This is a genomic window from Paenibacillus sp. FSL H3-0457, assembly GCF_037981725.1.
GTDB classification, from domain to species: domain Bacteria; phylum Bacillota; class Bacilli; order Paenibacillales; family Paenibacillaceae; genus Paenibacillus; species Paenibacillus amylolyticus.
Window position 1 is genome coordinate 4,517,856 of sequence record NZ_CP150283.1, and the last position, 13,774, is coordinate 4,531,629.

Below are 13,774 nucleotides of genomic sequence, written 5' to 3' on the forward strand. Positions count from 1 at the left end.
ATCAACCATATACCGCTTGTCCAACCCGTTTTTCCGTAGGCAGGCAGACCTGTACAAAAGTTGCGTTGTATTTATTGACAATTACTCAGCAAGTTCCTGACCCTTCGTTTCCCGGCCCCAGAACAGTACAGCTGCTGCGCCAATGAGGATTGTCACGAAGAAAATCGTGAAAATTAGGCTGATTGCCACTTCGCGTTGAACCAGCATACCGACCATTAATGGAGCCAGTACGCCACCGATTCGGCCAACCGATGTGGCAAGGCCAACACCTGTCGAACGAACGGAAGTCGGATACAATTCTGGGCTGTAGGCGTACAGACCACCCCAGGCTCCCAGATTGAAGAAGGAAAGACAGATTCCTGCGGTCAGGATCGTAGCTTCCGTTGTAGCCAATCCAAACGCAATCGCACTGAATGCAGTCAAGGTAAGATACACAACCAGTACGAACTTGCGACCGTAACGTTCAATAAAGTACGCAGCGGTGAAGTAACCTGGCAACTGTGCAATCGTCATGATCAGCACGTATTGGAAGCTTTTAACCAACGTGAATCCTTTTGCCATCACAACCGAAGGTAGCCACAGAAACATTCCATAATAAGAGAAAATGACGGTAAACCACAAAATCCAGAGCATCAACGTTGTACGGCGATGTGGTGCTGACCAGACGGTAGCCACTTTCTCGCGGAACGTGATTTTATGAAGCTTGGTATGATTCTTGTACCGCGGCGGGTCCTGAATGGCACGACGCAGATACAGTGCATAGAACGCCGGAAGCGCACCAATGGCAAAAGCAATTCTCCATCCGTACTCCGGAATGACAAAGTTGGCAATGAGCGCCGATACAATCCAGCCTCCTGCCCAGAAACTTTCCAATAATACAACGGCACGTCCCCGTTCGGCTGTAGGCATCGACTCCGATACCAGTGTGGATGCCACGGGCAGCTCTCCACCAAGTCCAATACCCGCAACCAGACGCAGTGCACACAATACCGCAAATCCAGTCGCCAATGCAGACAGACCGCTTGCAATCGTAAAGATTAACAAGGTCCACATCAGTATGGCCTTCCGTCCAAAACGGTCCGCAAGTGCACCTGCAAGCAAAGCACCGAGCGCCATACCGATCGAGTTAATACTCGTAAGCACGCCGACTTGTCCGGGACTGAGACTCCATTCCTTGGCGAGTGCAGCCACGATAAAGGAGATCATACCAACTTCCATCGCATCAAACAGCCAGCTCATGCCGGCACTGAACAGCAGCTTGCGCTGCTTGGGATTCCGCAATACTTCCAGTTTGCTCATCACTTATAGCTCCCTTGATCTCTATGTAGTCATTCTGACACTAAATCATTATTATGCAGAATGCTCCAGAAATCAATGCAAAATAAGCTTTTCCTTCCGATTTCTGCGATACCTCACCCCTTGAGTGAACCCGCTGTCAGACCTGCTACAAAGTAACGCTGGAGTAGAAGGAACAACGCGATCATCGGAATGGCCGTTACCAGCACACCTGTAAGCATCATCGGATAGTTCGTCACGTATTCTCCGCGGAACTGCATAAGTGCGAGCGGTAAAGTGAGCTTGGACTTACTGCTGAGCATCAGCATCGGAATAAGCAAGTCATTCCAGACCATGACGAGCAGGAACGTAGCCGTTGCCGCCAGCGAAGGTGCAGCCAGTGGCAGTGCAATCCGCGTATAGAGTCTCCATTCGCTGGCCCCATCCATACTGCCCGCTTCCAGAATCTCCGAATTGAGCATGCGCATGAAACCTGTCAGCATAAATACTGAGACAGGCATCAGCATAGCCGCGGATACGACAATCAGGCCCGTGAGACTGTCCGACCAGCCGAGGGTACGCGTAAGGGAATAGATCGGCAGCATACTCACCTGGGATGGAACGATCAACCCTGCTACGAACAGAGCAAACACGATTTTTCCTACACTGCCGCCCCAGCGGACAATGGCGTAAGCAATCATGCTACTCAGCAATAACTCAATGGCAACCGTACCAAGCGTCACGACCAGACTGTTTCCGAAATATTGCCACATCGGCTGATTGCGAAACATGCCAGTGATGTTATCCCACGTAAACGGGTCCGGCCAGCTGAATGGACTGGTGAAGAAGTTGCTGCTTGTTTTGAACGAGGATACAAATACAAAGTACAGCGGCACGAGGATAAGTAGCGCGTACACCAATAGGATCAGGCGATTGAACCATTTTAAAAACATGTGAACTCCCTTCTGCCTCGATTGCAGGATGAATGCTCCAACATCAACCTCAATAGCTTACCCGGTCGGCACGCAGTGCCTTGAACTGCAACAGCGTCAAGAGCGCGAGCAACACCAGGAAGATCATGGAACCGGCAGAAGCCAGACCAAATGAATAGCTGCCAAAGGCGGTATGATAGATATATGTTGTCAAAATTTCAGTTGCGTAGTTCGGTCCTCCGTCCGTCATTGTGAAAATGAGGTCAAATGCCTTGAACGACTGAATGGTCGTATAGGCCACAACAATCGTTGCCGAAGGTGCCAGCAGTGGCCAAGTCACGGTACGGAATACCTGCCATTTGCTGCCGCCGTCCATACGAGCCGCTTCATACAGTTCTGCCGGAATACCTTGCAGACCCGCGATAAATACAATCATCATCTGTCCAGCATGGGCCCATACCTGTACCGCAGCGATGGAATAGATGGCGATTTTGGGATCTCCAATCCAGTTACGAGCAATGCTGCTCATCCCAGCTTCATTAAGTCCATAGTTGATTAGTCCGATAGATGGATCATACATAAATGCCCAGATCAGTCCAACCGATACGGAGGACAGAATCGCAGGCAGGAAATACAATGCCCGAAGCACGATGCGTGTCTTGGTATTACGTACCAAGAGTAGAGCCAGGACAAGTGATATAAAGGTTTGTGCAATAACAACCGTTAACATGAACTCCACGTTGTTGCCAAAGGCTTTGCGGAATACGATGCTGCTGAGACTGTCCTTGTAATTATCCAGCCCTACAAATGCATACGACGGGGATACCCCATCCCAATCCGTAAAGGAGTAGAACAGCCCCGTCAATGTAGGAAATACGAACAATCCAACGTACAGCAGCAACCCAGGGATCAGAAATAGGGATAGCTGAAGACGGTTTTTCATCGTTTATTTCCCGATATGCTGATCAATGATCGCTTGTGCCTGCTGTGCTGCTTCTTCTGGAGAAGTGCCGCTCAGTACAGACTGGATAGAGTTGGTTACTGCTTTTTGATTATCTCCGTTCAGGATGGTGAACCGTGGCTGGAACACGGTCTTTTTGGTTGCCCATTCTCCGGCTACCTGAAGCTCAGGCGTATCGTACTTCACATCATTCACTGTTACATTTTGTCCCGTTTGGTTGGCATAGTTACTCGCTACATCGGGATTGCTAAGGAATTCGAGGAACTTCTTCGCTTCTTCCGGATGTTTAGACTTGCTGTTCACGGCGAGCATGAATGTGGTCGTATGCACCCCTTCATACTTCGCTTGATCGGCACTTACTGTAATCGGTGCAAGCAGTTTTTGCTTCAGGTTCGGATTCTGCTGCTTGTTCTGTGCCAATTGATATGATCCACTCGCCAGCATCGCTGCTTTCTCTTGAATAAACAGTGCGCCCGCCGCAGGGTCTTTTGTACCCAGTGCATCCTGCTGGAAGTAACCTTTATCGTTCAGTTCCTTGATTTGAGTCAACGTTTTCACCCAAAACTCATCCGTCAGTTTGGCTTCGCCAGCTTCTACTTTGGTAAAAATGTCGTCACTCGGTGCATTGTTCATCACCATCGTATTCATGAATTGCCCTGGGCCAATGTCCGCTCCGGCAAAGGCAATCGGAATGATACCATTGTCTTTCAGCTTCTGGCAAAGTGCCAGGAAGCCTTCCCAATCGGTTGGTGGCGTCAAGCCGTATTGTTCAAACAGTTTTACGTTATAGATTGGATCGTTATATACGAGTTGATACGGAATCGCATATTGCTTGCCATCGTGCTGTCCTGATTCAATCAGCTTTGAATTGTAGGCCGACAGAAACGATGATCCGGTCAGGTCCGTGAACAAGCCGGCTTTGGTGAAAGCTTCGAACTGTGCACCCGGGAAGGAGGCAAATACATCTCCTACCGAACCGTCACTGATTTTGGATTGTACGGTGGACTGATATTGATCGGAAGGCAGCGTCTGCATCTCCACTTTAATGTTCGGATTTTCTTTTTCAAATGCGTCAATAGTCTTGTTGAGTGCTTCGGAATCTTCTCCACGCCAGTGCATGAAGCTGATCGTAACTTTACCTGAACCCGAGGAGCCGTTCTCTCCAGATGACGCGTTATCCCCACCGCCGCAAGCTGACAGCAGGATGGACATCACCAGCATACTGACAAGCGGCAGGATTAATTTTTTGTTTTTTTTCATGAAAGACGACCTCCTGAGGATGCTTGATATTTTAACTAAAGAATGTTTATACTGACCACTCCGATGACAGAATAACCTTCCGATCGCCTTTATCCCCAGATTTATTTGATTCCTTTTTATAAAAGGAAAAATCCGGGGATAAAGGCAAGATGATGCTTACGAAGTAGCTTTCTTTCAGAAAGCTTTTAGCTTCGCTTCTTCACGTTATTTCTGTCCTCTCCGTTTTCGTATAAAAAGATTAGTTAAACTTACTTAGTTAGTAGTAACTTGATGCTGCTTCTGTCTTGTTTTCCATTTCTCGCGAATGATAGGCATCACGGTCCGGCCGAAGATTTCGGCCTCTTCCAGATGCGGGTAACCGGACAGAATGAAAGTCGTAACGCCGAGATCTCCATACTCCATCAAACGTTCTGCGACCTGTTCGGCTGTACCTACAATGAGGATCGCACCGCCGGAACGAACAACGGACAAGCCTGTCCACAGGTTGGGACCTACGACAAACTGTTGCTTCTCGGACAGCTCCCGTAGCTCGTTCTGTCTGCGTTGGTTGGTTGCATCCGTCTCTGCAAAAGCGGATTTGGCTTTCTCAATCGCTTCTGGTGGTACTTTGCTAATAATCTCCCAAGCTGCTGCCCATGCTTCTTCTTCGGTATCCCGAATGAGTACCTGAGCACGCATGCCGTAACGGAGCTGACGATCTTGTCCCGTTTCCTCTTTCACCTGCTGACGGATGACCTCAATCTCTTCGATCTGCTCCTGAATCCAGTCATGAGGCTCGCCCCACATAAGGAACGTATCCGCATGTTCAACAGCGACCTTCTTGGCAATCGGAGAACTTCCTCCCAGATAGAATGGTGGATGCGGATTTTGCACCGTCTCCGGCATGCCTACCGGTCCTTTGAAATTATAATACTGGCCGTTGAATTCAGGATTGGGATTGCTGGGTGCATCTGCGCCAGATTTTGAACCACTTCCTGCAAACTCCGTCAGATTCAGTCCCGCCGATTGGGTCCATGAACGCTTCATCACTTCCATATACTCGCTCGCCCGCACATACCGTTCATCATGCGCATGTGCCAGTGGATCGCCGAGTTCCTCCAGATCTCGAACAGAACTGCCTGTCACCACATTGATCATGGCGCGACCACCAGAGAGCTGATCCAGTGCCGCTCCCATTCGTGCAGCGAGTACGGGTGTAACCAATCCCGGGCGAATGGCGACAAGGGGACGCAATGTCTTTGTGTGACTCATCACAGCCGAGCCAACCACCCACGCGTCCAGACAGGCTCCCCCTGTCGGAATCAGTACAAATTCGAATCCTGCCTTCTCCGCCGTCTGTGCCACATCAATCAGATAATCCAGACTCGGCTCCCGCTCCGGGGCAACCCCTACATACTTACCATCCCCTGCTGTAGGCAAAAACCATCCAAACTTCATTTCTTCCTGTTCGCTCACAAAAGTCAATCCCTTCTATGAATAAATAAAGTCCCATGTTAAAAAAAGTTACCGTTAAAGCCTCCTTGAGTTCCGGGTACGAATCGTTCTTCCGATCACTGTTATCTCCAGATTTTTTTGATTCCCTTTTCTAAGGGAAAATCCGGAGATGAAGGTGAACACTACGTTTCTTCAGAATCGATTTCGTCCCCTCCACTACGTTTGCACTCGTTTAAAACTTATTTTTAAAGTGTGCCTAATTTCTAACTCATTTTCAAAGTAGGTATCCAAATGCCGATTATTTAACTTGGTTTAATAGGTATGGACATCATAACAATTGATTTGTCTATGATCAATGTCATTTCGCGGCAATTTTATTTTGTCATTTTGTGGTCTTTTCTCAGATTTAGGTCTTCCTGATCTTGAATATATATAAAACCCACCTGTATAATAGGTTTAAATACATGTTCAAAAAGTCTGGTTTTTAGTACCAAGAAGATGGAATGAAGCTAGAAATGGAGTAGCGGAGCGTAGGAAAACTACGTGAGCAACCACAATGTTTCCAAAGGAAACATACTTCGTAAGCCTCCCGCTTATTTCGGCTGAATTTCAGCTTCGATGTTGATAATGCCACTTGGCATGATTCGTAATCAGAAGTGGACTTTTTGAACTACATCTATAAGTGAAACTTTTAGAATGTACAAACGATACTTATACAATAAAGAGGTGTTCCTGATGACCGAGAGCATGAAGGAGGACCACCATGAGTTTTTGGATATTATTTTCTTCACTCCATCTGAATTCGAGAAAGCTGGTGGCGCCTGGCCGATTCGCATCGGACGAAATATAGCCAAGACCAACTATCATATTGGCCCGCGTACTACGCCTTATTATTATTTGCTGTTTGTACTGGAGGGGGAAGGTACATTCATACAGAACGGACAGCGTCACGCCCTTCGTGCCAGGGATGCGTTCTGTCTGTTTCCACATGTTACCCATGAGTACTGGACAGACCCCGAGGATACGTTGCAGAAAATATTTATTGCTTTTGACGGTGCACATGCAGCCGAGTTACTGTCTCGAATTGGACTTACACCCGACTCACCGTACCGTTCAGGTGTACTTACCCCGGAGACTGCAAGTGCCATGCGCTCGTTCATGGAGGATGTTCGCAAACCGCAGGATGGAGCGAGTGATCTGGGACGACTCACCCGATTTCTAAACCTCTTCGACCGGATCGCCCGGTCTCCCGCAACCAAAGGATTGCAACCGGATTCAGCCACGCCTTGGCTTCAGAAAGGCAAGGAATACATGGACATTCATTTTGCAGGCGGTATCTCCGTGGAAGGTGTGTCCGCTCATGCGGGTGTGGATCGAACCCATTTTGCCAAACAGTTCCGCAAAGCCTATGGTCTGTCCCCTGTGCAATATATCCAACAATTGAAAATGAATCAGGCCAAACGCCTGCTAGTGCAGACCCCGCTAAGCTTAACTGAAGTGGCTCATTCCGTAGGTTACCCGGACTTGTTCTCCTTCTCCAAAGCGTTCAAAAAGCAAGTCGGTCTGCCGCCCAATCGCTATCGCACAACCGAAAATAGCAAAAGCTGAGGAGCTCCCTTTCACTCCCCCGCCCCTTCGTACCTTGAGCACCGAGCACTGAGCACTGAGCACTGTGCACTATGCACTGTGCACTGTGCGCTGTGCCAAGTTTAACGGATTGCGATGGACTCCTGTATATTAGCGTTCTGCAAAATCCCCCACCAAAAAAGGCAAGCCCCTTCAACCCGGGACTTGCCTTTTTTCTATCTATAAATGAGCAAATTCGCTTCCAATAAACTGTAAAATACAAAAAAAATAGAGACAAAGTGCTCTCCTTGTGTTAAAAAGTAGTCACCATAACAAACTTTTTCACGAGGAGCGATCACTATGTCTCATACTCACATCGTACCCGAACATGCCGCCATTCGCAACTTTTTATCAGAGCATCGCCTGCCCCTCTATTTTTCCAAACCGGTCATGAAGCATATCGAGTCGTACATGGTCGCTTCCACAGCCAAGGGGTTCCGAGGAAAAGTGGTCGATGTAGCCGAATATAGTGATCGCCATCGAACGTCGATTGGTCATTTTCTGGTGGAAGGTAAATGGGATGAAAGCGTGCTGCAAAATCGGATTAAGGCGGAAGCTTTGGCTCAGATCACCGAAATCTCCAAGCAGACAACCGAGCCGCTATTTGTCATTCATGACGATACGATTGTGGAGAAAACCAAGCCTCTTGTTTGGACGACCATGATTATTTCACGGATTCAGGAGTTACTTAATTGGAGATAGTAGAGACCATTTCCGTGAAATATTATTTGAATTTCCTAAAATAGAAATTTCATCACTATTTTTATATTTAAAGTAAATTTGTTCTAAAAGTTCATTCAATATATTTGTTTCTGTATTGATAAAAGATAGTATTCCTTTTGCAACATTTTCCAATTTCGAGTTATTTTTAGTTACAATCGCCTTTATGATTATATTTCTATATATTAGGGCGACCCGTTCTAGATCTTTATACATATCTAACACTGGTGATTGCAAAGCGATACCAATACTTTGTAATAATTCAATTCTAGCAACCATACATTTCTTATGTTCCCAAACAACATGGAGAAGTCTGTGATCTAAGTGTGAGTGATTTTCATAACATGTCATTATGTAATCATGTATTTTATTATAAGTATTGATTCCTAAAACTATATTGTTTGCCCAATTCACACTTCGATTATCTCGATTACGGGTATCTCTTGACTCTAAAAAGTCAATAAATGAATCTGATATTTTAAGAGGATCTATTACTATACTCTGATCAGGAGTTGGCTTATATAGCATTACTTTTTCGTAATAGTCCAAATTAAAGCAAGAGGTATTGCGGTATGAATTTAAGAATTCTTCAAATGAACAGGTTTTATATTCATACTTCCCCCCAAAATTGTCAGCAACATTTAGTGTTTTATTGTTTAGATCGTATCCGTATACTAATAATTCATGAGCCATATCTTTCTGTTTATACCATGTAGCATTTGAGAAGGAAAGATACTTATGATTGACTTTCATCTGTATATAATACCCCTTATTTATTGAGTAAATAAGGGTATCAATTATATTACGATCTGCTTCATATATTTCTTTGCTAATAAATTGCACATCAAGGTGAGGACAGCTATATGGCGCCCAAGTAATCCATTCCTGAAAAAAATCAACTTTCAAAATTTTGTTCTCTGGGTGACAAGATAGTTGAATAAAATTGTTTAACATCCAAGGTATGTATTCATTTCCTGTAGCAGCTAAGATTGTTAAAGGATTGGCATAATATGGATAGGATGATATGAATGGGAAACGCACTGGAAGGATTTTATTCATTTAAAATACTCCTTTTATAAGTTCCGCATCTCGCGAAAATTTTTGATTTATTACTATAGCGGGGCTTTATGGTTTATTTTGTAGTTTTCAAACAAAATTATAAACCAATTACAAAAAAAGATCCATAAATCTTTTATTCGAAATTGAGTTGTGTACACTAAAAAGAATTCCATAGGGGAAAAATGGTCCGATTTGGTATTATCCCCTCAAGGTAGACAGTGAAAAAAAGAGATCATGTTAAAATGAACTCAGCACTATAAAAATGAGGAAATTTTTGTTTTAATAGAAAATAAATGTAAAAATTTTTATCGATATAGCGAAGAAATCAAAAAAAAGAAGCGATTCGCCTCGAATGGAAGAAGGTTGGACGTACAGCCGCATCATGGAGAAGTTTGGCATCAAGAGCGAAAGCCAAATCATAACGTGGATACGTAAGCACCAAAACGGGGAAAGTTTCGAGGATTGCCGAGAACACTGGCCCAAGAAGCATTTTATTACTTTGACAATAAGTTCATTCCACCAATACGATATCAGTTCATCTTATTTTCCAGGTAACACTTCACTGCAAATTCCTTTTACTGTCCAAAAATAGCACCAACTTACGTCCATCCTTCATATTGACAATCTATCACCTTAACAACCATCCCAGTTCATTTCATTTTGGGATGGTTGTGTGTTTATATAACCATAGACCCAATCGCTTTTCGTATGCAATGCTGCTACGTCCAAACGGTTACTTCTCTTTATTTTAGATGTTTTGATGATGAATTGCTCTTCAAATCAAGGGCTATAGTTCTACATTATTCATGTGTGATATTATGATTGTTCAATTCAAAGCTGATCTGTGATTAATTTCGGTGCAATATGATCTCCTGTACTGATAAATTCAGCCATGATATTCGTTTTGTCCATATATGCTCCCCATCTCTTAGAATCTCTTAGGAAATAGATTTCCAACATGTCGAAAGAAACTATATGATTATTTAGAATTATTAGATTAATTCTCAATGGCTTCAATGCCTACTACTACTTCTCCTCGCTCTTGCGCGCAAGCGGAATACCGTTCTCCTTCGCATACCATGCTTCATAATGATGCACAGCCACACCTGCAAATGAAGAATGAGAGGAACCCAGATCAAACACCTTTGCCATCTCTTCATTCATATTGCTAACCGGTTTACGGAAAAAGGTCAGGTGATCCCCCTCGTGTGTATCCGCGAGTTCCGCTCCAATCCAGACTTTCTTGCCGAGATCATCCGCTTCGTCCAGTTCTTCCTTGGACAGATCATACATCTGCTGTCCACTATCCCGGTAAGCCATAATAGCTACCGCATCGAAGTGGGAAATGACCCAGCGACTGAATGTACCATCACTTTCAGCCGACTGACGGGCATCAAGCCAGAACGGAATGGCAGCGCTCATGTACAGTCCGGCATCCTCGCCGGCTTTTGTCCATGCCTTCATGTTGTTCTGCCACTCTGCAATGACGCTGCTCTCCTCGTTCTCCCAGCGCTTCAGCTGATACGGCTCCACATCCAGTTGAATGCCTTCGAAACGTTCATTCTTCGCAGAAGCTGCATTGTATGCTCGTACTCGCTCGATAAAAGCAAGTCCTTCATCCCGCTTCTCCTCATAGGCCCAGTCTGCATGACCGTTAAGTCCATGCACTTCAATCTCAGCCTGTCGGGCAGCCGCAATGAATTTGCGGTATGTTGCGTCAGGCAACTCATCCTGGATTTGCAGGAAGATGGTATCCACGCCCTGTTCTTTGGAGAAAGCAATAATCTCAGGTGTCTGCTCTGCAATAATGGACGCGTCCCACAGCCAGGTCGCTTTGTGTTCCTCTGCCGAGAACCATTTGAACATCCAGGACAGAAGCAGCAGGCACAACACCACAGCCAGAATGGCCCATTTCGCCATACCCATCAGTTTGCCCCGTTGCCTCATATATTTCCTCAGACGAGCAACGCTTCACTTGGCTCAAGCACAGGATGCTGTACCGAGTGACCAATCTTGTAGATATGCGGATGTGTGTATGAACGGAACGCATTACGTGTATCCAGAATCGGTACACCCATCTCGGCAATATCAAAGTAAGGCAAATCGCTGTGGTTGGTGATCAGCACGATGCAATCGTACTTCTTGAACTGTTCCAGATTGAACGCTTCGCTGTGTACGGTCTCGCCATGTTTGTCCTGGAAGGAATCCGCATGTGGATCGTAGTAGCTAACGTTAGCTCCACTTTCCTTGAACAGTTCATATACTTCCAGTCCTGGTGATTCACGCAGGTCTGCAATATTTGGTTTATACGACATACCGAGGAGCAGAATATTGGATTTACGTACGGATTTAGCGTATTCGTTCAGAATCGTTGACGTTTTGTTTAGCACATAATATGGCATGTTGTCATTGGTGGATTGCGCCAGCTCAATGAATTTGCTATAGAAACGGAAGCCTTTGGCCTTCCATGACAGGTACATCGGATCAAGTGGAATGCAGTGTCCACCGATGCCTGGGCCTGGATAGAATGGCATGAAACCAAATGGTTTCGTCGCCGCCGCGTCAATAACTTCCCAGATATCGATGCCCATGCGGTCACACATCATCGCCATTTCATTTACAAAGGCAATGTTCACACTGCGGAATGTGTTTTCCAGCAGTTTGGACATCTCAGCCACTTTTGGTGAGGATACCGGTACTACGGTTTCTACATATTTTCCATATAGCGCTGTTCCGAGCTTCAAGCAAGCTTCAGTTGTGCCCCCGATTACTTTCGGCGTATTAAATGTTGTGAAACGTCCGTTCGACGGGTCCACACGCTCAGGCGAGAAGCAGAGGAAATAGTCTTTACCTGCTTCTTGTCCGATCTTGTCCAGCTGCTGCTGGATCAGTTCTTCGGTTGTACCTGGATAAGTGGTGCTCTCCAGCGTAATCAGCATGCCTGGTTTCATGTGCAGTTTGATCTGATCCACAACAGTCTCGATGTAAGACGTATCCGGGTCCTGATTCTCACTAAGAGGTGTCGGTACGCAGATACTGAGGGCGTCGATCACACGCAGCATGCTGTAATCTGTCGTTGGCTGGAAACGACCGCTTTGCATTACTTTTTTCAACTCATCAGACGAAATATCGTGAATATAGGAATCTCCTTGATAGATACTTTCTACTTTGGACGCATCCAGATCAATTCCGATTACCGTGAAACCTTGATTGACCATTTCCACGGCAAGTGGAAGTCCTACGTAACCGAGCCCGACAACGCCGAGTACAGCTTCTTTATTTTCAATCGCATTCAGTAATGTGTGGAATTGTTGATTCTCCATGATATTCCCTCCGGGCAGTGTATTTGGTAGTGCTTAAAATCCATATAAATAGATGAGTGTCTGTGCTCTAAATGTTGCTCTAATCTATCTGATTCATAGTGTCAAAAAAGCTCTTTCTTTGCACTTCACACAATCAGTTGTTCCAAGCTGTCTTCTAGTGCAGGCAGCGTCTGATTCGGGCATCCAGCTCTACGGGTGAGAACGGTTTGGTCATGTAATCATCCACGCCGCTGCGGAAGCATTGACTGATCGTCTGCTCGACACGTTGTTCGGTCAACACAACAATTTTGGGTGGCTGCTCCATCTCCAGGTTCTGAATATGATGGATGAACGGCAGACCATCGATGCCATACAGATTCAGCTCGGTGAGCACCAGGTCTGGTGTAACCTTCTCGATTAACTCCAGTGCAGCCAGTCCATCGACAGCTTCATAGGTTTCGTACCCCTGCATCTTCAACCGCAATTGCAGGAATTCGCGTACCGTAGGATCGTTGTCCACAATCAAAATTCGTTCTGGCTCGTCCGCCGTATTGTCCAGCGTGTAGATATGAATCTCCGACGAATCTACGAGCTTCGAGGATTCAGCCATATGCTGAATGGTTGCCTTCGAAGGGCGCTCCCCTTCCGGGAAACTGGCCAGTGTAATCTGTGGATCGGCACCGGGTACGGTCTCTTGCAACTCATGTTTGATCCGAAGTCCTTCATAATGAACTTCATCCAGTGACAACCCTGGCAGCAGGACGGCTATCGCCTGAGTGGCCCCATCCTTCCACACCTGGAAGGATGTCCCGCTTGTCTGTTCCAGATGTGTCCTGACCTTCTGCTCAGGTTGAGAGTTTCCTGCACAATGGATGAACATTAAGCCGCATGTTTCGGCACCCGTTTCCTTCAATCCCTGTTCTACACTTCGGTACACATTAACGGCAGCCTCACGCTGCAATGTCGCCGTATTTGGCATGTTCTTTTCCACCCTTCTCCTCGATTATCTATATAAGTCCAAAAAATATTATTTACACTGACACTCCGATGACAGAACAGCCTTTCGATCACTGTTATCCCCAGATTTTTTGATTCCTTTATACAAGGGGAAATCCGGGAATAAAGGCGAACGCTTCGCTTCTACAGGCTTTTTCTGCCCTCTCCGTTATCGTGTAAATGTCTAGTTGGACATATAATTGCTTTGA

11 protein-coding genes are annotated in these 13,774 nt (G+C 45.8%); 2 read left to right on the forward strand and 9 right to left on the reverse strand.

From position 1 onward, the window contains the following. Nucleotides 1-81: 81 nt before the first annotated feature. The 5 genes from MHH25_RS20060 to MHH25_RS20080 all read right to left on the reverse strand — a co-directional run bounded on the left by MHH25_RS20060 (nucleotide 82) and on the right by MHH25_RS20080 (nucleotide 5,865). The gene (locus MHH25_RS20060) at nucleotides 82-1,299 is read right to left on the reverse strand and encodes an MFS transporter (RefSeq protein WP_036614537.1); all 1,218 of its coding nucleotides are present in this window, start codon (nucleotides 1,297-1,299) and stop codon (nucleotides 82-84) included. 113 nt (nucleotides 1,300-1,412) lie between these two features. Then, entirely contained in the window at nucleotides 1,413-2,228 is an 816-nt protein-coding gene (locus MHH25_RS20065) for a carbohydrate ABC transporter permease (RefSeq protein ID WP_036674932.1), read from the reverse strand. A gap of 49 nt (nucleotides 2,229-2,277) precedes the next feature. Next, nucleotides 2,278-3,150, reverse strand: a complete 873-nt coding sequence (locus tag MHH25_RS20070; RefSeq protein ID WP_017687487.1) for a sugar ABC transporter permease — start codon at nucleotides 3,148-3,150, stop codon at nucleotides 2,278-2,280. A 3-nt stretch (nucleotides 3,151-3,153) separates the two neighbouring features. Next, nucleotides 3,154-4,428: an extracellular solute-binding protein gene (locus MHH25_RS20075; protein WP_340017897.1), complete on the reverse strand. Its 1,275-nt coding sequence runs from the start codon at nucleotides 4,426-4,428 to the stop codon at nucleotides 3,154-3,156. Nucleotides 4,429-4,680: 252 nt separating this feature from the next. Beyond that, nucleotides 4,681-5,865, reverse strand: a complete 1,185-nt coding sequence (locus tag MHH25_RS20080; RefSeq protein ID WP_340020527.1) for an LLM class flavin-dependent oxidoreductase — start codon at nucleotides 5,863-5,865, stop codon at nucleotides 4,681-4,683. 732 nt (nucleotides 5,866-6,597) lie between these two features. Between MHH25_RS20080 and MHH25_RS20085 the strand changes: the two genes are divergently transcribed. Further along, on the forward strand, nucleotides 6,598-7,470 hold the full coding sequence (locus MHH25_RS20085; RefSeq protein ID WP_340017898.1) for an AraC family transcriptional regulator: 873 nt from the start codon (nucleotides 6,598-6,600) through the stop codon (nucleotides 7,468-7,470). 318 nt (nucleotides 7,471-7,788) lie between these two features. Beyond that, a complete protein-coding gene (locus MHH25_RS20090; RefSeq protein WP_340017900.1) occupies nucleotides 7,789-8,190 on the forward strand; it encodes a hypothetical protein in 402 nt (133 codons plus the stop codon). On the opposite strand, the gene MHH25_RS20095 is transcribed toward MHH25_RS20090, so the two are convergent. The 4 genes from MHH25_RS20095 to MHH25_RS20110 form a co-directional block, all read right to left on the reverse strand. After that, the gene (locus MHH25_RS20095; protein ID WP_340017901.1) at nucleotides 8,173-9,267 is read right to left on the reverse strand and encodes a hypothetical protein; all 1,095 of its coding nucleotides are present in this window, start codon (nucleotides 9,265-9,267) and stop codon (nucleotides 8,173-8,175) included. The two genes, MHH25_RS20090 and MHH25_RS20095, sit on opposite strands and share 18 nt — an antisense overlap. A gap of 1,026 nt (nucleotides 9,268-10,293) precedes the next feature. After that, nucleotides 10,294-11,193 (reverse strand): hypothetical protein, encoded by a 900-nt coding sequence (locus tag MHH25_RS20100; protein ID WP_340017902.1) that lies wholly within the window; start codon nucleotides 11,191-11,193, stop codon nucleotides 10,294-10,296. Nucleotides 11,194-11,222: 29 nt separating this feature from the next. Continuing rightward, nucleotides 11,223-12,590 carry a nucleotide sugar dehydrogenase gene (locus tag MHH25_RS20105; protein ID WP_036674926.1) on the reverse strand — a complete coding sequence of 456 codons (1,368 nt, stop codon included), beginning with the start codon at nucleotides 12,588-12,590 and terminating at the stop codon, nucleotides 11,223-11,225. A 154-nt stretch (nucleotides 12,591-12,744) separates the two neighbouring features. After that, nucleotides 12,745-13,548: a response regulator gene (locus MHH25_RS20110; protein WP_340017903.1), complete on the reverse strand. Its 804-nt coding sequence runs from the start codon at nucleotides 13,546-13,548 to the stop codon at nucleotides 12,745-12,747. Nucleotides 13,549-13,774 lie beyond the last annotated feature (226 nt).